At 72.6% G+C, this 20,005-nt stretch carries 15 protein-coding genes; 5 read left to right on the forward strand and 10 right to left on the reverse strand.

The window, feature by feature from the left end:
• Positions 1–124: 124 nt before the first annotated feature.
• Complete coding sequence (gene ahcY / locus AB0K14_RS32575; RefSeq protein WP_360452285.1) at positions 125–1,588, reverse strand: adenosylhomocysteinase; 1,464 nt, start codon at positions 1,586–1,588, stop codon at positions 125–127.
• 139 nt (positions 1,589–1,727) lie between these two features.
• On the opposite strand from ahcY, the gene AB0K14_RS32580 reads away from it, so the two are divergent.
• Positions 1,728–4,133 (forward strand): hypothetical protein, encoded by a 2,406-nt coding sequence (locus tag AB0K14_RS32580; RefSeq protein WP_360452283.1) that lies wholly within the window; start codon positions 1,728–1,730, stop codon positions 4,131–4,133.
• Here the strand turns inward: AB0K14_RS32580 and AB0K14_RS32585 are convergent.
• Positions 4,111–5,379, reverse strand: coding sequence for a glutamate mutase L (locus AB0K14_RS32585; RefSeq protein ID WP_360452281.1), 1,269 nt, complete (start codon positions 5,377–5,379; stop codon positions 4,111–4,113). The genes AB0K14_RS32580 and AB0K14_RS32585 overlap by 23 nt on opposite strands.
• 133 nt (positions 5,380–5,512) lie before the next feature.
• Here AB0K14_RS32585 and AB0K14_RS32590 point away from each other — a divergent pair, with 133 nt between their 5' ends.
• Both AB0K14_RS32590 and AB0K14_RS32595 read left to right on the forward strand, forming a co-directional pair.
• Positions 5,513–7,033, forward strand: coding sequence for an amino acid permease (locus AB0K14_RS32590; protein ID WP_360452279.1), 1,521 nt, complete (start codon positions 5,513–5,515; stop codon positions 7,031–7,033).
• Positions 7,034–7,044: 11 nt separating this feature from the next.
• Positions 7,045–9,150, forward strand: a complete 2,106-nt coding sequence (locus tag AB0K14_RS32595) for a hypothetical protein (RefSeq protein WP_360452277.1) — start codon at positions 7,045–7,047, stop codon at positions 9,148–9,150.
• Here the strand turns inward: AB0K14_RS32595 and AB0K14_RS32600 are convergent.
• The 6 genes from AB0K14_RS32600 to AB0K14_RS32625 all read right to left on the reverse strand — a co-directional run bounded on the left by AB0K14_RS32600 (position 9,145) and on the right by AB0K14_RS32625 (position 14,415).
• Positions 9,145–10,065: a cation diffusion facilitator family transporter gene (locus tag AB0K14_RS32600; protein ID WP_360452275.1), complete on the reverse strand. Its 921-nt coding sequence runs from the start codon at positions 10,063–10,065 to the stop codon at positions 9,145–9,147. The genes AB0K14_RS32595 and AB0K14_RS32600 overlap by 6 nt on opposite strands.
• A 41-nt stretch (positions 10,066–10,106) precedes the next feature.
• Entirely contained in the window at positions 10,107–11,324 is a 1,218-nt protein-coding gene (gene manA, locus AB0K14_RS32605; RefSeq protein ID WP_360452273.1) for a mannose-6-phosphate isomerase, class I, read from the reverse strand.
• A gap of 4 nt (positions 11,325–11,328) precedes the next feature.
• Positions 11,329–12,405 (reverse strand): SIS domain-containing protein, encoded by a 1,077-nt coding sequence (locus AB0K14_RS32610; protein ID WP_360452271.1) that lies wholly within the window; start codon positions 12,403–12,405, stop codon positions 11,329–11,331.
• Between the two features lie 6 nt (positions 12,406–12,411).
• Entirely contained in the window at positions 12,412–12,609 is a 198-nt protein-coding gene (locus tag AB0K14_RS32615) for a Trm112 family protein (RefSeq protein ID WP_073886315.1), read from the reverse strand.
• Between the two features lie 5 nt (positions 12,610–12,614).
• Complete coding sequence (locus tag AB0K14_RS32620) at positions 12,615–13,967, reverse strand: phosphomannomutase/phosphoglucomutase (protein WP_360452269.1); 1,353 nt, start codon at positions 13,965–13,967, stop codon at positions 12,615–12,617.
• Positions 13,968–14,055: 88 nt separating this feature from the next.
• Positions 14,056–14,415, reverse strand: coding sequence for a DUF3499 domain-containing protein (locus AB0K14_RS32625; protein WP_360452267.1), 360 nt, complete (start codon positions 14,413–14,415; stop codon positions 14,056–14,058).
• A 172-nt stretch (positions 14,416–14,587) separates the two neighbouring features.
• On the opposite strand from AB0K14_RS32625, the gene AB0K14_RS32630 reads away from it, so the two are divergent.
• The gene (locus tag AB0K14_RS32630; protein ID WP_360452265.1) at positions 14,588–15,031 is read left to right on the forward strand and encodes a metallopeptidase family protein; all 444 of its coding nucleotides are present in this window, start codon (positions 14,588–14,590) and stop codon (positions 15,029–15,031) included.
• Positions 15,032–15,303: 272 nt separating this feature from the next.
• On the opposite strand, the gene AB0K14_RS32635 is transcribed toward AB0K14_RS32630, so the two are convergent.
• Entirely contained in the window at positions 15,304–18,570 is a 3,267-nt protein-coding gene (locus tag AB0K14_RS32635) for a glycosyltransferase (protein ID WP_360452263.1), read from the reverse strand.
• A 97-nt stretch (positions 18,571–18,667) separates the two neighbouring features.
• Entirely contained in the window at positions 18,668–18,973 is a 306-nt protein-coding gene (locus tag AB0K14_RS32640; RefSeq protein WP_360452261.1) for a WhiB family transcriptional regulator, read from the reverse strand.
• A gap of 269 nt (positions 18,974–19,242) precedes the next feature.
• Here AB0K14_RS32640 and AB0K14_RS32645 point away from each other — a divergent pair, with 269 nt between their 5' ends.
• Positions 19,243–19,995: a site-2 protease family protein gene (locus AB0K14_RS32645; protein WP_360452259.1), complete on the forward strand. Its 753-nt coding sequence runs from the start codon at positions 19,243–19,245 to the stop codon at positions 19,993–19,995.
• Positions 19,996–20,005: the final 10 nt, after the last annotated feature.

Genomic DNA, 20,005 nt, shown 5'->3' on the forward strand with positions numbered 1-20,005 from the left:
AGGTCGCGTCGGTAGGTCGAGGCCCATCCCGCGGCGATCACGCACTTCGATCGTCGCGGGATCGGCCTCGAACTGCCGACTTCCAGGCGAACTCGCCGCCCCGCCGGAGGCGGGGCAATCAAACTCAGTACCTGTAGTGCTCGGGCTTGTAAGGCCCTTCGACGTCAACGTCGATGTACTCGGCCTGGTCCTTGGACAGCTTGGTGAGCTTGCCGCCCAGCGCCTCCAGGTGGATGCGGGCGACCTTCTCGTCCAGCACCTTCGGCAGGCGGTACACCTCCTTGTCGTACTCCTGGTACTTGGTGAACAGCTCGACCTGCGCGATCACCTGGTTGGAGAACGAGTTGGACATCACGAAGCTGGGATGACCGGTGGCGTTGCCCAGGTTGAGCAGGCGGCCCTCCGACAGCACCAGGATCGAGTGGCCGTCCGGGAACACCCACTCGTCGACCTGCGGCTTGATGTTGATCCGCCGGATGCCGGGGAAGCGGGCGAGGCCGGCCATGTCGATCTCGTTGTCGAAGTGGCCGATGTTGCCCACGATCGCCTGGTGCTTCATGGCCGCCATGTGCTCGATGCGCACGACGTCCTTGTTGCCGGTCGTGGTGATGACGATGTCGGCGCGACCGATCACGTCCTCCAGCGTCTGCACCTCGTAGCCGTCCATCGCCGCCTGCAACGCGCAGATCGGGTCGATCTCGGTCACGATGATGCGGGCGCCCTGGCCGCGCAGCGACTCCGCCGCACCCTTGCCGACGTCACCGTAACCGCAGATCACGGCCACCTTGCCGCCCATGAGCACGTCGGTGCCGCGGTTGATGCCGTCGATCAGCGAGTGCCGGATGCCGTACCGGTTGTCGAACTTCGACTTGGTCACCGCGTCGTTGACGTTGATCGCCGGGAACAGCAGCTCACCGGCCGCGGCCAGCTGGTACAGCCGCATGACGCCGGTCGTGGTCTCCTCGGTGACGCCGCGGATGGCCTCGGCGATCTTGGTCCACTTCCCGTTGTCCGCCGCGAGCGACTTGCGCAGCGTCTCCAGGATGAGCACCCACTCCTCGGGGTCGTCCGCCTCGGGCTGCGGGACGACACCGGCCTTCTCGTACTGCACGCCCTTGTGGACCAGCAGCGTCGCGTCGCCGCCGTCGTCCAGGATCATGTTCGGGCCGCCGCCGTCCGGCCAGGTCAGCATGGACTCGGCGGTCCACCAGTACTCCTCCAGCGTCTCGCCCTTCCAGGCGAAGCACGGGATGCCCTTGGGCTCCTCGGGGGTGCCGTGGGGGCCGACCACGACCGCGGCGGCGGCGTGGTCCTGGGTGGAGAAGATGTTGCAGGACGCCCAGCGGACCTCGGCGCCCAGCTCGACCAGCGTCTCGATCAGCACGGCGGTCTGCACGGTCATGTGCAACGAGCCGGAGATCCGCGCGCCCTTGAGCGGGTAGACCTCCGAGTACTCGCGGCGCAACGCCATCAGGCCGGGCATCTCGTGCTCGGCCAGCCGGATCTCCTTGCGGCCGAACTCGGCCAGGGAGAGGTCCGCCACGGCGAAGTCGATGCCGTTGCGGGTCTGGAGCCTCTCGGCGGTCATCGCGTGTTCCTCCATCTCGGATAGGACGGGCTGACAGTACCGCCCGCCACGCCGGGCCCCGGAGGTCGGCGGCAACTGGGTGCCGATGGACCAGTATGGCGAGGCTGACGCGAGGTTCGCGGGAGGAGCGGGAGGATCTGTGCTGATTCCCGGCCCCGACACACGGGTGGTCGAACTGCGGGTGCACGGTGTGCAGGGCACCACCCCGCAGTCGCTGGTCGACGCGGTGGCGGCGGTGGACGTGGCGGGCGATGGGCTCGGCCGCGTCGTCCGCCCGGCCGACCGCCTCCGCAGACCGGCTCCCGGCCCGGTGTTGCAGGCCGCGGGCCGCCCCGTGACGCGGGTCGTCGAGGGCTACGTCTGGGGTGCGATGACCTCGGGCGGCTGGGCCAAGGCGACGTGGGCGCTGCTGTTCCCGTTCTCGCTGGCGAACGTGGCGCACTGGATGCTGCCGCCCGCGCCGACCGGGTCGGTGCCCGCCCACCTGCTGGGTGTCGCGCTGCGCGCGTTGCTGAGGTTGGCGGCGCTGCTGCTGACCGTGCTGCTGGTCGCGCAGCTGGAGGTGATCAGCCTGGACCTGGTGGCCGCGCAGTGCCTCGCGCCGGGCTCGCCGTGCCTGTGGGGCCCGTCGTGGCTGAGCACGACGCCGTGGGTGCGCGCTGTGGTGGGACTCACGCCGATCGCGCTGGCCGTGCTGGTGCTGCACCGCATGTCCAGTGTGGACTGGCGGATCGAGCGCAAGGAGGTGCCTGCGGCCGAGGGCGCGCGGTCCGGGCTGCCCGGCGCGCACGTGGCCACCGACCCGGACACGCCGGCGTTGCGGGTGCTGCACCTGGTGGCGGCCCTGGGCACGGCCGTGGTGGTCGCGTTGGGCGGACCTCCCGGACCGCTGCTCGCGCCCGGCTGGCACGGGGTCGCGATCACGGTGTGCTGGGCGCTCGGGCTCGCGCTGGTCGCGGTGGCGGCGCTGGGCGCGATGCTGCTGGACGACCCCACCGGCGGCGCGCCGCACCGGGGTGGGCGGTGGTTGCGGTCGGCGTTGGGCCGCGGCCCGCGGCGGGTGCTGCACACCGTGGCCTGGCTGTCGCTGCTGGTCACGGCGGCGTTGCTGGTGCGGCTGCCGGTGCGGTTGTCCGGTGCCGACCTGGCCGTGCAGATGGTGGCCGCGCTGGTGGCGCTGGTGTGCGTGCTGATCGGGCTGCTGCTCGTGCCCGCCGCGCTGGTGGCCCGGCGCACGTGGTCGGCTCAGCCCCGTGAGCTGCGGCCGTGGGCCGGTGGGTGGATGGCCGCCCCGGTGGTCGCGGTGGCCGCCCTGCTCGGCGGCGGGTTCGGCGCGGGTGTGGCGCTGACCGTGCAGCGGGTGCTCGGGCACGGCGAACTGCCGTACGGGTACGACTACATCGCGCTGCTGTGGGGCGTGGCCGGGGTGCTGGCGTTCCTGGCGGGGGTGGCGATGGCCGCGACCACGGCGATGATGCGGTGGAGCTCGCTGCGACCGGTACCCGTCGGCGGAGACGAAGAGGGGGCGAAGGAGTGGGCGCGTGAGGCGTCGCTGCTGCACACGGGACGCGCTCGGGACGCGAAGCGCGCCGCACGGGCGTGGTGGTGGGCGCACTGGCAGCGGCGGCACAGCCACCACGTGGTGCTGATCATGTCGTCGGTGCTGGCCGTGGGTGCGGTGCCGGCGGCGTTCCTGCGGTTGCAGGAGGTCGAACCGCCGACGTGGTCACGGCCGTTCATCGGGTTCGGCGTGGCCGTGCTGGCCGTGCTGGCGCTGTCGCTGCTGCGGGCGGTGTACCTGGCGGCACGTCGGCCGGACAAGGCCCGGCAGGTGGGCGTGCTGGCCGACCTGGCAGCGTTCTGGCCGCGCGAGGCGCACCCGGTGGTGCCGCCGTGCTACGCGTTGAAGGTGGTGCCGGAGCTGGTCGCACGGGTGCGGGAGCACCTGGCCGACCCCGGCACGCGGGTGGTGCTGGCCGGGCACAGCCAGGGCAGCCTGCTCGCGGCGGTGGCGGCCGCCCGGCTGCTGGAGGAGCTGCCCGCCCACCAGGCCGAGCGACTGGGCCTGGTCACCGCCGGGTCGCAGCTCCAGTGGGCGTACCCGCGGGCGTTCCCGGCCGTGGTGCCGCACGGCTCGCTGGAGACGCTGGCCGGCGGGTTGGCCGGGCGGTGGCGTGCGCTGTGCCGCGGCACGGACCCCTTGGGCGGCGCGGTGATGACGTGGGACCGGCAGGTGTTCGACGGGATGCTGCTCGGCGCCGGCTTCCGGCCGGACGGCACCTCGGGCGCGTTGCCGCCGGCGTTGCGCGGTCCGACGGGCGCGCTGGTGCTCGGCGGCGACCACTGGCTGCCGGACCCGCAGCGCGGGCCGTTCCCGGGCAGGCGGTGGGCGCCGGGCGTGAACCGGCACACCGACTACACCTCGGACCCCGAGTGGGACCGGGCGATCGCCATCGCGGCCGGGCTGGAGACGACGCAACCGCCGGCGCCGCCCGTGCTGCCGACCGCCCGACAAGCGCCGGTCAGGTCGCCAGAACCGAGGTGAGCAGCCGGTCGGCCGCGTCCGTGCGGCCGGACCCGGCGAGCAGGCCCGCCGGTGCGAGCACGTAGTCGCGGTCGACCGTGATGGCGGCGGTGCGCAGGACCGGGCGCAGGACGGGGTCGGCGCGCAGCACGCGTTCCACGTCCGCGGTCGACTCGGCGTGCCGGAAGACGCCACCGGACAGCACGAGCAGGCCCGCGCCCTGCGGTCCGAGTCGGCCGTCGACCAGCCGGAGGTGGCGGCGGACGGCCAGCACGGCGGCGAGCGCGGCGAGCCGGTGGTCCACGGTCGGGTCGTCGGGCAGCCAGGTGACGTCGGCGGCCCGTGCGTCGGCTTCCCGTTGCAGCACGGCGGCCTCGGCCTTGTCGATCAGCTTCTCCGCCGTCGCCTCGGCCACCACCCCCGGTGCGGACCAGCGCATGCCGAGGTCGCCCTCGACCGTGCGGCGGTCCGGCGGCAGCGCCACCACCCGCTCCGGACCTTCCACAGTGGACACCGCCGAGTAGACGTCGGTGGTGGCGCCGCCGACGTCCACGACGAGCACCGCGCCTTCCCGGTCCCGCATGGCCAACCGCGACACGCCTTCGAGCACGGCATCGGGCGTGACGGCGCGCACGAGCCCGCGGAACCTCGGGCCGTGGGACAGGCCCTTGCCGCCGATCACGTGCTCCAGGAACGCCTCGCGGATCGCCGCGCGCGCCGGTCCGGGCGCGAGTTCGCCCACGTCGGGCAGCACGTTCGCGGTGCGCACCACGGTCCGGCCCCGGAGCAGCTCCGCCGCCTCCGGCTGGGCCTCGACGTTGCCCGCGAGCACGATCGGGCACGCCATGCGGTTCGCGCCGAGCACGCGGGCGTTGTGCAGCAGCACCGACGCGTCACCGCCGTCCGTGCCGCCGACCAGCAGCACGAGGTCCGGTCCGGCCGCGCGCAGGGCCTCGACGCCCGCGCCGTCGAGCCGGCCGGACGAGACGTGCACCACCTTCGCGCCCGCCGACAACGCCACCCGGTACCCGGCCTCCGCGCTGACCAGCCGCTCCTGCCCCACCACCGCGAGCCTCAGCCCACCCCCGGCGGAGGAGCACGCGAGGACGTGCTCGGCCGGGCCGAGCGCACTGGTCACCACGTCGATGCCTTGAAGCACCTCCGGCGGGGTAGTCGTGTGCTGTGCGGTGCCGAGCAGCTCACCGGCGTGCGACACGAGGGCACCCTTGGTCCACGTCGAGCCGATGTCCAGGCAAAGCACCGTCATGCCCGAAAACTACCGGCGGCACCGACCCGCCGACACCACCTCTAGTCTGATCGGACCAACCTTCCGACCCTCATCCACCACCGGATCCTCGCCGCCGTCTGCGGAGCAGCGGCGATCCAACACAGGAGGCACTGTGCCGGGCAACGGGCTGTGGCGCACGAAGTCGATCGAGCAGTCGATCGCGGACACCGACGAGCCGGACACCAAGCTGCGCAAGGACCTCACCGCGTGGGACCTGACGGTGTTCGGCGTCGCGGTGGTGATCGGCGCGGGCATCTTCACGCTCACCGCGTCCACCGCGGGCAACCTCGCGGGGCCGTCGGTGTCGTTGGCGTTCGTGCTGGCCGCGGTGGCGTGCGCGCTGGCCGCGTTGTGCTACGCGGAGTTCGCGTCGACCGTGCCGGTGGCCGGCAGCGCGTACACGTTCTCCTACGCCACGTTCGGCGAGTTCATGGCGTGGATCATCGGCTGGGACCTGGTGCTGGAGTTCGCGGTCGGCGCGGCGGCGGTGGCCAAGGGCTGGTCGCTGTACCTGCAGACGGTGCTGGGGCAGATGAGCGTGACGGTGAAGACCACCACGTCGGTCGGCGGGGTCGACGTCGACTGGGGCTCGTTGCTGCTGATCGCGGTGCTCACGGTGCTGCTGGTGATCGGCACGAAGCTGTCGTCCCGCGTCAGCGCGGTGATCACGGCGGTGAAGGTGGCCGTGGTGCTGCTCGTGATCGTGCTCGGCATCGGGTACATCAAGGCGGCGAACTACAGCCCGTACATCCCGCCCGCGCAGTCCGGCGGCACGACCGCGTCCGGTATGGAGCAGTCGTTGTTCTCGCTGCTCACGGGCTTCGAGGGCAGCACGTACGGCGTGCTGGGCCTGCTCGCCGCCGCGTCGCTGGTGTTCTTCGCGTTCATCGGCTTCGACGTGGTCGCGACGACCGCGGAGGAGACCCGCAACCCGCAGCGCGCCGTGCCGCGCGGCATCCTCGGGTCGCTGGCGATCGTGACCGTGCTCTACGTCGCGGTGTCGCTGGTGATCACCGGGATGCTGCCGTACGACCAGCTCAAGACGCAGCCCGACGGCTCGCGGGCGACGTTGGCGACGGCGTTCTCGGCCAACGGCGTGGACTGGGCGGCCACGGTCATCTCGGTCGGCGCGCTGGCCGGTCTGACCACGGTGGTGATGGTGCTGATGCTGGGCCAGTCGCGGGTGCTGTTCGCGATGTCCCGTGACGGCCTCCTGCCGCGCCGCCTGGCCCGCACGGGCAAGCACGGCACGCCGGTCCGGATCACCGCCATCATCGGTGTCCTGGTCGCCATCGCCGCGGGCTTCTTCCCGGCGGGCAGGCTGGAGGAGATGGTGAACGTCGGCACGCTGTTCGCGTTCATCCTGGTCTCCGCGGGCGTCCTGGTGCTGCGCAAGACCCGCCCTGACCTGCCGCGCGGCTTCCGCGTGCCGCTGGTGCCGCTGGTGCCGATCCTGGCGATCCTGGCCTGCCTGTGGCTGATGCTGAACCTGACCGCGCTGACCTGGGTCCGGTTCCTGGTGTGGATGGCGCTGGGCGTGGTCGTGTACTTCGCCTACAGCCGGCGGCACTCGCTGCTGGGCCGGAAGGGCACCACCGCCGTGCCCGTGGTGAAGCACGACGAGATTCCGTAGCGTCACCAGGCGTGCCAGAACCGGTGCGCATCGAGATGTCGGGCCAGGCGGCCGCGGTCGTCCAGGCCGGTTCGATCGAGGGCGGCGTGCACGTGCACCCGCGGCACGCCGCCCCGTCGCCCGCCAGGCCGATCACCGAGTGGCACCCGTTCGACCTCGACGTCCACCGCGCCGTCACCGTCGGCACGACCCACCTGCCCGACCTGCCCGCCTACCTGCCCCGCGACCACGACCGGGCGTTGGCCGACCTGCTGTCCGCGCGGCGCACCGTGATGGCCGTGCTGACCGGCGAGTCGTCCACCGGCAAGACCCGTGCGCTGTACGAGGCCGTCACCCACGAGCTGCCCACCTGGCCGTTGCTCTACCCGCGCACCGCCGAAGACCTGCTGCACGTGCTGGCCGCGGGCATCGAGCCTGGAACGGTGCTGTGGCTCAACGAGACGCAGAACCACCTGACCGGCTCCCACGGCGAACCGGCGGCGGCCGCCCTGCGCACCCTGCTCGAACTGCCCGGCCCGTACGTCGTCCTGGGCACCCTGTGGCCGCAGTACTGGTCCGCGCTCACCGACCAGCCCCAGGCGCGCAACCTGCTCCACCACCGAGTGACCCGCATCCGGGTGGCAGACCGCTTCGACCCGAAGCTCATGGCCGCGAGGTCCACCGATCCCCGGTTGCGGAAAGCCCTCGCGACCGCCCACGACCGCAAGGTCATCCAGACCATCGCCGGCGGACCCGCCCTGGTCGAGTGCTACGAGCACCCGGACACCCCGGAAGACCGCTTCGCGACCGCGATCGTCACCGCCGCCCTCGACGCCCGGCGGCTAGGCCACCGCGCCCTGCTCCCCGCCGACCTGCTGGCCGCCGCCGCGCACGGCTACCTCGACGGGGAAGACCGCGTGGGCGCACCGGACACGTGGTTCGCCGACGGGCTGAAGATCGCCTGCGGCAACCGCGTGGGCATCGCCGCGCTCATCCCGAAGCGGGTGGGCGAGGGCATCGGCCCGCCCGACGGCTACGAACTCCACGACTACCTCGACCAGCACGGACGGGCCACGCGGCACTGGGCGCTGACCCCGGACTCGCTGTGGGACGCGGTGGCGGCCCACACCGCCGATCCCCAGGACCGGCTCCGCCTCGCACACAACGCCTACCACCGCCTCCGCTACCGGCACGCCGACCCGCTCTACCGCACCGCAGCCGCCGCCACGCCCGTCGAATCACGCTACGAGCTGCTCCACGTCCTGATCCAGCACGGTCGGCTCGCCCAGCTGGCGGAGCTGATGGCTGAGGACCCGGACATCAGGTCTACGGTGTACGCATTCCTGCGCCGTTACCCGTACCCGCACCGGAGGGCGCTCCGTGCCCTCCTCGCCGACCAGGACCCCGACCGGTTCGGCTTGCTCCTGCTCGGCGACCTGGTCGGAGCGGGACAGGCGGACGAGGCGGTCGCCGTGGCGAAGCGCTGGACGGACATCGGCATCGCCAAGGCCTCCGCCTGGCTGGCCGATCACAGGCGTTGGGAGGAGGCGCCGGCGGTGGTACGCGCCAACGATCGGTTCTGGATTGCGAGCCGGCCGGCGGACCGGCTCGGCCGAGCCGGCAACGTGGCGCAGCCGCCCCGACAGGTGGACGACCTGGACGTGCTCAAGCGACTCGTCACGCAAGTGCCCGTCAACGAAGGGCTGGTCGTCGCGCTGGCCAACGGCCTGGTCGCACAGGGACGGCAGGACGACGCGTTCCAGACGCTTCGCCAGGCCATCACCCTGGCGAAACCACCGGACTCGTGGCAAATCGCCGGAGCCTTGGCCGACCTCTTGGCCGCCGACGGCCGCTGGATGGAAGCGCTGGCGCTGGCCGAACCGGCGACGTCGGGGCCGGTGTGGTTTTCACGGGTGTTGGCCAAGACGGGCAACCTGGCTTTCTTGCGCCGGCTGGCCGACGAGGACCGCTCGGAAGCACAGCGAGAGCTGGCCGCCCTGCTCGCCGCACGCGGCCGGCACGACGAGCTGCTCGACCGGACGACGAAGGGCGACGAGCACTGCGCGCAGCAGCTCGTCGCCCTCGCCCACAGCGGGAAGCTCCCGAACGGCGAGCGGTTGCTCGCCGAAGGGCTATGACTTGGTCAGCGACCGGTCCAGGTCGGGCTCCAGGTAGATCAGGCGAGCCGCCGGGACCTTGTTCCGGACCCGCTGCTCCGCGCCGTCGATGGCCTCGGCCACCTCGTCGATCGTCAGGCCCGGGTTGAGCGCGATCTTCGCCGCCACCAGCAGCTCGTCCGGCCCGATGTACTGGGTCTTGATGTGGATGACCCGCTGCACCTTGCCCGCCGCCAGCTCGTCCACGATCACGTCCAGCTCCGCCGGCGACGCGCCCTCGCCGATCAGCAGCGACTTCATCTCCACGATCAGGATGACCGCGATCACGCCCAGCAGCACGCCGATGCAGATGGTGCCGACGGCGTCCCACACCGGGTCACCGGTCAACGTCGACAGACCCACGCCCATCAGCGCCAGGACCAGGCCGAACAGCGCGCCCGCGTCCTCCAGCAGCACGACCGGCAGCTCCGGCACCTTCGACTGCCGGATGAACTGCCACCAGGTGGCGTCGCCCCTGATCAGGTTGGACTCCACGATCGCGGTGCGGAAGCTGTAGGTCTCCAGGCCGATCGCGACCACCAGGATGATCACCGCGACCATCGGGCTGCTCAGCGGCTCGTGCGACTCCAGCTTGTGGATGCCCTCGTACAGGGCGAACACCGAGCCGAGGCTGAACAGCATCAACGCCACGATGAACGAGTAGAAGTACCGGTCCCGACCGAACCCGAACGGGTGGTTCAGGGTCGCCTTGCGCCGCGCGGTCTTCTGCCCGAGCAGCAACAGGCCCTGGTTGGACGTGTCCGCCACCGAGTGCACCGACTCGGCGAGCATGGACGACGATCCGGTGATCAGGAAGCCGACGAACTTGGCCACGGCGATCCCGGCATTGGCCACCAGCGCGGCGATGATCGCCTTGGTCCCGCCCCCTGCTGACACGGTTGCTCCCTAAGCGCCCAGTCCGATTTGTCGGTGTGACCCTACTCAACACCCGGGGTTGCCCGGAAAAGCTGGGTGTCCACATCGGCGGACACCACCACCGCCGGGTCACGCGCGGGCAGCCACACGGACTGGCCGCGGGCCAGCTCCACCGTCCGGTCACCGCACGTCAACCGCGCCCGGCCGCGCGTGCAGAGCAGGATCTGCGGCCCGCTGTGATCCACCCGGACCTGCGTGGCGGGCCCGACCTCCAGCCGCGACAGCTCGAACTCGTGGCACGGCGTCCGGTACGACCACAGGCCCGGCGCCTTCTCCACACCGGTCTGCACGGGCATGTCGCCGCACGTGAAGTCCAGCACGCGCATCAGCTCGGGCACGTCCACGTGCTTGGGCGTCAACCCGCAGCGCAGCACGTTGTCGGAGTTCGCCAGGATCTCCACCCCGGTGCCGTGCAGGTAGGCGTGCAGGTTGCCGGCGGGCAGGTAGATCGCCTCGCCGGGCCGCAGCACCAGCCGGTTGAGCAGCAACGCGGCCAGCACGCCCGCGTCGCCGGGGTACGCCTCGCCCAGCTCCAGGATCGTGCGGCACTCCAGGTCGAACTCGCCGCGCTCCTTCACGTGCAGCACGCACGCGTCCAGCACCTGCGGCAGGAGCATGTCCAGCGCCGTCTGCGGCAGCGTGATGAGGGTGGTGAACAGGGCGCGCAGGCCGCTGCCGTCCGGCTGGGCGGCCAGCAGCTCGGCGTACGGGGCGAAGTCCGGCGCGTCCAACGACCGCAGCAGTGCCACCGTGCGCGCCGGCTCGCGGAACCCCGCCAGCGCGTGGAACTCGGTCAACGCGCAGATCAGCTCGGGCTTCGCGGACGGGTCCTTGTAGTTGCGGATGGGCGAGTCCATCGGCACGCCCGCCGCGTCCTCGACGGCGAACCCGTTCGCGGCCTGCTCGGCCGACGGGTGCGCCTGCAGGCTCAGCGGCTCTTCCGCGGCCAGCACCTTCAGCAGGAACGGCAGCCTGCTGCCCCAGCGGTCGGCGTGCGGGGTGCCCAACTGGCCGTCCGGGTCGTCGGCGAGCAGGTCGAGCAGCGACCGCGACTCGCCGTCCGGACCCACCACCCGCGACGGGTCGCCGGGGTGGGCGCCCATCCACAGCTCCGCCTCGGGGTGCGGCGACGGCACCTGCTTCCCGCGCAGCTCGGCGATGGCGGTGCGCGATCCCCACGCGTACGCGCGCACCGCGTTGTGCAGCAGATCCACAGTCATCCCCTCACACGGCCGGCGCGTACAGCCCGGGCCCGCCCAGCGTCCCCGCCGCCAAGCCCAGGTACAGCGCGGCCAACTCGAACCGCAGGGCGAGCAGCGCGGCGCACACGGCGTCCCCGCCGCTCACCTCCTCGGCCGGTTCGAGCACGTCGGCCCCGGACAAGGTCTCCATCGCGACCCGCCGGGCGAACTCGGCCTGCGGGCCCTGCCGCACGGCCACCAGCAGCACGCGGACCAGGCCGTCCTGCTCGTCGTCCGGGTCGGCGAACAGGTCCGCCCCCGAGGTGCCGCGCACGGCCCGGCGGTGCAGCACCGACCGGGTCAGGGCCTGAGGATAGCCGGCCACGTCGCTCACCACGCCCGCGTAGGTCGCGAGCACGCCCGCACCGTGCGCGGCCACCGCCGTCCCGAGGTCGTCCAGACCCCACAGCAGCGGGGTGCGATCGGCGATGCGCAACGCGAGCGTCTTGGCCGGGTTGACGAACGACTCGTGCATCGGGTGGCACCGCTCGGCCTCGCGGTCCAGCTCGTCCGCGATCGCCTGCACGTCCGCTTCGAGCAGCCCCAGCGCCTTGAGCGCCACCACCCACGCGGCGAAACCGCGGGCGAAGCCGAAGCCCTGCGGCACCGCCACCCGCGGCGGGATGAGCAGCGCGTGCTGCGCGGCGGACGCGGCCACCGGGCCTTCCGGCTCGGCGGTCAGCAGCACCCGCGCGCCACGCCGGGCCGCCCGGTGCACCGACTCGGCCATCTGCACGTCACCGGGGTCCTCGGTGTGCGCGAGGACCACGTCCAGCGCGCCGACCCACGTCGGCACGTCGTCCGCGACCACGACCGGCACCGGGCAGCGCGACCCGAGCAGGGCCGTCACCACCCCGGCGATGGCCTGCCCGACACCGGGCCGGGTGACCAGCACCAGCGCCCGCGGTCGCTCCTGGAACACCCGCTGGACGCCGAGCTCGTCGGCTGCCTCGGCGGTCGCGCGGACCTGCGCGCCCGCGCGTGCGGCGGCGCGCAGCAGCCCTTCCCGGTCGGCGTCGGTGAGCCGGGACTGGTCGTCGAGGAGGCTGTCGTCAAGCACCCGCACTCACCCGGCCGTCGGCTCGACAGCCTCGTCCAGCAGCAGCACCGGGATGCCGTCCCGAACCGGGAACGACCGGCCGCACGAGGTGCAGGTCAGGTAGTCCGCGAGCGGGTCGGACGCGGTGCCGACCTTCAGCGGTGCGTGCTCCGGGCACGGGCAGGCCAGGATCTCCAACAACTGCGCGTCCAGTTGGACGGCCACGGCGTTCATCCCCTCACGATCGCCAGGACCTCGTCGCGCAACGCGGCGACGGAGGCCGCGTCGGCGGCTTCGACGTTGAGCCGGAGCAGCGGCTCGGTGTTGGACGCACGGAGGTTGAACCACGAGCCGTCCGGCAGGTTCACCGTGAGCCCGTCCAGCTCGTCCAGCTCGACGCCCTCGCGCCCGCCGAACTCGGCCTTGATCGCGGCCAGCCTGCCCTGCTGGTCGTCCACCGTGGAGTTGATCTCCCCGGATGCCGCGTAACGCGCGTAGTCGCTGGTCAGAGCGGACAGCGGACCGTCCTGCTCGCCGAGCGCGGCCAGCACGTGCAGCGCGGCCAGCATGCCCGTGTCGGCACGCCAGAAGTCGCGGAAGTAGTAGTGGGCGGAGTGCTCGCCGCCGAAGATGGCGCCGGTCTTGGCCATCTCCTCCTTGATGAAGGAGTGGCCCACGCGGGTGCGCACCGGCACGCCGCCGTGCTCGCGGACGATCTCCGGCACCGCGTGCGAGGTGATCAGGTTGTGGATGATCGTGCCGCCGGGGTCCTTGGCCAGCTCGCGCACCGCGACCAGGGCGGTGATGGCGGACGGTGACACCGGCTCGCCGCGCTCGTCCACCACGAAGCAGCGGTCCGCGTCGCCGTCGAACGCCACGCCCGCGTCCGCGCCCTCTTCCCGGACGCGCTGCTGCAGGTCGACGATGTTGGCCGGGTCCAGCGGGTTGGCCTCGTGGTTGGGGAAGTTGCCGTCCAGCTCGAAGTACATCGGGACGACCTCGATGGGCAGGCCCTCGAACACCTTCGGCACGGTGTGGCCGCCCATGCCGTTGCCCGCGTCGACCACGACCTTCAACGGCCGGCTGCCGCTGAGGTCGACCAGGTCGCGCAGGTAGGCGGCGTAGTCGGTGAGCATGTCCTGCTCGGACACCGCGCCCCTGGTCACGCCCTCGGCGTCCGGGACGCCCTGCTCGGCGTCCTGCCGGATCTGCGCCAGACCGCTGTCCTGCCCGACCGGCGCGGCGCCCGGACGGCACAGCTTGATGCCGTTGTACTTGGCCGGGTTGTGGCTCGCGGTGAACATCGCGCCGGGCAGGTCGAGCTTGCCGGAGGCGAAGTACAGCATGTCGGTGCTGGCCAGACCGATGTTGATCACGTCGACGCCCTGCGCGGTGACGCCCTCGGCGAACGCCGCCGCCAGGCCCGGCGAGGAGTCGCGCATGTCGTGCCCGATCACCACGGCCGTGCCGCCGACCAGGCGGGCGAACGCCGAGCCGAAGTCGCGCACGACATCCGCGTCGAGCTGCTCGCCGACGACACCGCGGATGTCGTAAGCCTTGACGATGCCGGACAGATCGCGCACGGCCACACTCCCAAGTTGGCTCTTGACACTGCCTCGGGAAGCCTACCGGCGCGCGCGTGAGCGTCGTGTCCGGTCGTTGACTCTTCGCTCAGTCTTCGTTCGGATCGGGCAGAACGCGCAGGTGGCCGCGCCGGATCGTGCCCGCGGGCAGCTCCGGGAGCTCGACCGGCGGTGTGGCCCGGCCCGCCTCGCGGACCGCCTCGGCCAACGCCGTCAGGTCGTCCACGGTGGGTTCGGGGGCGCGGAACTCGCCCTGGTGCCGGACGACCTCCCAGCCGCGGGGCGCGGTGAGGCGCAGGGCGTGCTCTTCGCAGAGGTCGTAGGAGTGCGGTTCGGAGTACGTCGCCAGGGGGCCCACGACCGCGGTGGAGTCCGCATAGGCGTACGTGAGCGTGGCGACTGCCGGGTTCGCGCACCCGGTTCGCGAGCACCGTCTCACGCTCCGCACGGCGGGGACGATATCGCGTCCCGCGCGACGTGTGTTGGATTACCTCCGGCGCGGCGTTGGAGGTGGTGCCGGGTTCGGGCAAGTTGCCTGGTCGCGGAGGCCGGCCGGGAAGGATCGGAGCCGGGGCGGCCACGGCGTCCGCCGGGCGGCAACTACCCTCTACCCCGTGGTCATGGCTCGGGGTTCACGACGGCAGGGCGCACCGCGTCGGCGCAACCGCGACCGGCACGGTCGAGGACTGCGCGGTCCGCTCTACCCGGCGACGCTGCCGGCGGCCCGCAGCCGGGCGGAGCGGTTCGACGCGCTGGTGCTGGAGGCGTTGGAGCCGATCGAGGCACGGTGGCGGACGGAGCTCACGCAGTTGGACGTCGCGGTCGACGACGTGCCGGACATCCAGTCGGGTGACGACGGTGACGTGGTCGAGGACGGCAACGTGCCGCTGGCCCGGCTGGTGGCCGCCGGCGCGGACCGCCGTGCCCGCATCGTGCTGTACCGCCGGCCCCTCGAAGCGCGGGCCAAGGACGGCGCCGACCTGTCCGACCTGGTGCACGACGTCCTGGTCGAGCAGGTCGCCAACTACCTGGGCCTGGACCCGGACGTCATCGACGGCGACTGACCCGCCCCGACCGCCGACTCCCGAACGTAGAACTGACCCGTCCCGAACGTACGACTCACGCGACCTGAACGTAGGACACGCACGTTCTGAACGTAGGACACGCGGGACCTGAGTGTTCGACTCGCGCGGCGTGAACGCAGGACTCTCGCGCGAGTCGAACGTCCAGGTACCGCGAGTCGAACGTCCAAGTCGCGCGTGTCCTACGTTCAAGTCGCGCGTGTCCTACGTTCGGAACAGGCGTGTCCTACGTTCAGGTACCCCGAGTTCGACGTTCAGGGGCGGCGGCGGGAGGGGATGGCGGTGAGGACGGTGAACAGGGCGGCGGCGGCTTGGAGCATCAGCAGGAGTTCGCGCAGGGTCGAGGAGACCTCCACGCGGACCTCCGAGGCCGTGGTGGGCACCGTCACGCCGACCAGGTGACCCCAGGCCCGCACGATCGTCACCTCGCGGCCGTTCACCCACGCCCGCCAGCCGGGCTCCTCCTCCGCCGCCAGCACGAGCAGCCGCCCCTCGGGGCCCTCGGACACCTGGACGCCGACCTCCGGCGGCGCGGCCTCGACCGGGGCGATGCCGGGCGCACCCAGCTCCACCGGCGGGTTGCCGCCGGTCCTGGCCCGCCGCGCCAGCTCGGGTGACAGCAGCACGGCGTTGCCCGCCGCCAACTGCACCCGCAGCACCGGCCGCCCGTCCGACATCGCCGGCGTCACGCCGACCAGGTCGCCCACGGCGTCACGCAGCCGCTGGGCCGTCGCCAGGTCCGGCACCACGACGAACGCCACGCCCGAAGCCGCCGCCTGCGTCAACGCCGTCCGCGCCGCCGACGACGACCCGCCGGTCAGGTCGCGCGACCACCGCTCCAGCCGGGTGACGGCCGTCGGCACCGGCACGTAGTCGTCATCACCGAACGCGGGCAGCCGCCCCGCCACCAGCCGCGTCGGCGTGCCCAGCACCAGCACCGACCGCCCGGTGCGCGGCAACTCCTGCTCCAGCGTTGACGGCAGCCGCACCGCGTCCGCCGTCAACGCCCCCGACCGCAGCCCGACGAACCCGCCGCAGGCCAGCCCGAGCACCGACAGCACCCCGAGCACCGACACGACCCGCCGCAGCGGCACGCCGGCCGCGTCCCGCCGGAACGCCGACAGCACCACCCACAGCAAGCCCCACCCGACCAGCACCAGCGGCGCACCGGTCCACCCGGGCGACGAGTCACCGCCGGGCAGCGGGGCCACCGCCACGGTCTGCAGCACGATCACCGCGAGGCCGCCCAGCACCACCACCGCGAGCCCCGCCAGCATCGACCGGCTCGGTCGCAGCACGAGCGCCAGGAACGCGAACCCGACCACCAGGAACCCGACGAACGGCACCGCCCCGGTGCCCCCCGGCCGCAACGACAGCAGGTCGACCAACCCCACGGCGGGCGACTCCACGAACGCGCCCACGCCGTGCAGCACCACGGTCGGGTTCTGCAGCACCACCGCCGGCCACGGCAGCAACAACGCCATCGGCAGCAGCACGATCATGAACAGCGCCGCCACCCGCCGCCGCCCGTCGCCGTGCCTGCCGGGCACCACCACGAACCCGACCAGCGCCGCCAACGCCACCAGCCCGTGCACCAACGGCGAGAACGCTCCCACCGCCGCCACCGCCAACGCCGTCCCCGACGCCACCGGCAGCCACGACGCGCCCGCACCGCCCCGCAGCACGGACGCCACCCCGGCGAACACCACGGGCGCCATCACGTGCACCACGACGACGTCCAGCCGCCCCTGGCTCACCGCCGACGTCGCCGCGGGCAGCAGCGCGTACGCCGCCGCCACGAGCGCGCGAACGGGCCGCCGCACGGGCATCCGCCGCGACGCCACGTACGCGAAGAGCCCGGCCAGCGGGGCGTCGCCGATGAACAGCAACGCCACCAGCGCGGCGGGCGAACCCAGCAGCACGCCGACCGTCCCCAGCACGGCCAACGCCGCCGGCGCGGGCGCGGTCGTCCCACCCGCCACCGGGTGCCAGGCGGCCAGGTAGGACGACCAGGTGCTCGCCAGGTCGCCCACCGGCAGCAGCCGGCCGCCGCTCAGGTCCAGCCCGATGCGCGCGGCGTTGGCCAGGATCCCGAACACGGCCAGCCCCAGGACCAGCAACAACGGCGGCCCGAGCACCAACGACCGCAGCACCCGTGCCCGGTCGACCTCCACGAACACGATCCCCGGCGCACCGGAGCGCGGCACGGGCGACGGTCGCGGCCGGGGCGAGGGTCGCGGGCCGGCCGGGGCCTCCACCGGCACCATGACCGCCGGGCGGCGCAACCCACCCGTCGCCCGCACGGGACGCCGCCGGGACAGCACACCGGCGGGCAACCCCGACGGGCCGACCACCGGACGTTCCACTTCGGACGGGAGCGACCACCCGCTGGGCCGCGCGTCGTCCTCGGGCAGCCGGCCCAACGCCAGGTCGGCCTCGACGCGCCGCCGGACCAGCGCGGCCGACGCGGCGCGGACCGCGTTGCGCAACCGCGTGACGCGGCTGGTGAACAACCCGCGCACGACCCCGTGCACCGGCCGTTCGGCACGTCCGGCCAGCAGACCCGCGCGCCCGCTGAGCAAGTACCGCAACGCACCCAGCTCGGCGTGCGCGTCGGAGAACCGGCGCAGCACCACGAACCCGAGGGCGCGCAGGAACGCGAGACCGGTGATCCGCGGCAGCCCCAGGAGGAACGACACCGCGCCGCAGTTGACCAGGAACGTGCGCAACCCGTGCGCCCGGTCCACGCCCCGCAGCGCGGGCCCCGGTCGTGCCGCCGCCGCGTCCAACCGCCGCGTGCCGCGCCCGGCCGCGCGCGCGTGCCGCATCCGCGCCACCGGGACCGACAGCACGAGGTGTCCGGCGAGGTTGGCGCGCCAGCCGAAGTCGATGTCATCGCGCAGCAGCGGCATCGACCGGTCGTAGCCGCCGAGCTCCTCCCACACCGCGCGGCGGATCAGCGACCCGGCCGACGGCACCGCCAACGCCTCGGTGCTCTGCCGGAACGACCCGGCCAGTTCGACCCGGCCCATGCCGGTCTGCCGGTGGCCGGACGCGTCGGTCGACAGGCCGGCCTCCACGACCAGCCGCGGGTCGGTCCAGTCCAGGCTCAACGGCCCGAGCAGGGCCGCCGACGGCGACACCTCGGCCGCGGTCAGCAGGGCGGACAGGCAGTCGGGTTCCGGCGCGCAGTCGTCGTGCAGCAACCACAACCACGCACCCGGATCACCCCACCGCTGCACGGCGTGCTCGACGGCGGCGTGCACGGCCGCGCCGAAACCCGTGCCGCGCGGCAGCGTCAGCACACCGTCGATCACCCGATCGGGGCCGGTGGCGGCTTCGGCGAGCACCTTCGCGGTGCCGTCCACCGAACCGGTGTCGACCGCGATCACGTGCCGCGGGCGCGGCTGTTGACGGCGCAGCGCGGACAGCGCCGTGCCCAGCCACCGGTCGCCGTCGTGGCACACCAGCACCGCCAGCACGGGCGCGGTGCGCAGCCGCGGAGTGGCCCCGCTCGTCAAGTGCCGCTCCTAGTTGCTCCGACTACGCCGTGGGACGACCACGGTAGGCCAGAGCGACCGCGCAAGCGATCACACCGCACACATCAGACCGCGCGGATCACACCGCGCGCTTTTTGAGCTTCCTCCGCTCACGCTCGGACAGCCCGCCCCAAATGCCGAAGCGCTCGTCGTGCTGCAAGGCGTACTCCAGACATTCCGAGCGCACCTCGCAACCGAGGCAGATCCGCTTGGCCTCCCTGGTCGAGCCGCCCTTCTCCGGGAAGAACGCCTCGGGGTCGGTCTGCGCGCACAGGGCGCGCTCCTGCCAGTCCTGCTCATCGGCCGCGTCGAACAGGTCGAGCACGACCGGCTCCCGTGCCGGGACGTCCCCGTCCACGATGCGACCCCCGTCGAATTCCTGCATAGTCCGCCTCCTCGCCTTCCGCTCTCCCCGGTTGGCGGACACCACTCGCCGTCCCCACAACGACGAATGACACCGATGTGATTACACCTGTGTCACAACACGCGGTCAAGCGGAGTCCACAGGTCGGGGGATATTCCCGCAGATGGCGTGAAAAGCCTTGACTAGCAGCACAGACGGTGATTGAGGGAGTGCGGCGTGACATAACGGCTGCGCGGAAGGCCTGCGGGACGGGCTGTGGAGCACCGGATCGGGGAGGCCACACTGGAAGGGTGAAGCGATCAGCGGTGCGACCGAGTCCACTGTTCCTCAGCCTGCTCGCGGTGACGGTGGCAGGCGCCGTGCTGACCCTGTTCGACGACTCCTCGGCCGCGCTGACCGCGGGCACGGTGCTGTTCGTGCTCGGCGGCTGGGCGGTTTCGCTGTGCCTGCACGAGTTCGGCCACGCGATCGTCGCCTACCGCGGCGGCGACTACGCCGTGCAGGCCAAGGGGTACCTGACCCTCGACATCCGCCGCTACACCGACCCGGTGTTCAGCATCGTGCTGCCGCTGGTGCTGCTGGCGTTCGGCGGAATCCCGCTGCCCGGCGGCGCGGTGTGGATCAACCACCACGCCTTGCGCAACAAGCGGGTCGAGTCGATGGTGTCGCTGGCCGGACCCCTGAGCAACCTCCTGCTCGGCGTGCTCCTGTCGCTGTCGGTGATCCTTTTCACGCCGCCCGCCGGTTTGGCCGCCGCGCTGTCGTACCTGGCGGCCGTGCAGATCCTCGCGTTCGTGCTGAACATCCTGCCGATCCCCGGCCTGGACGGGTGGGGCGCGATCGAGCCGTACATGTCGTACTCGGCGCGGCAGTTCGGCGCGAAGGCGCGGATGTGGGCGCCGTTCGTGCTCTTCGCGGTGCTGATCGGGTTCCCGACCATCGGCAGGCTGTTCTTCGAGGCCGGGTACACGGTGTTCGAGCTGATCGGCGGCGACCGGTGGCTGGCCGCCGACGGCCAGAACACCTTCCTGTTCTGGCGCTGAGATCCGGCCC

The sequence above is a fragment of the Actinosynnema sp. NPDC050801 genome, from assembly GCF_040673975.1.
In the GTDB taxonomy this organism is placed as follows: Bacteria; Actinomycetota; Actinomycetes; order Mycobacteriales; family Pseudonocardiaceae; genus Actinosynnema.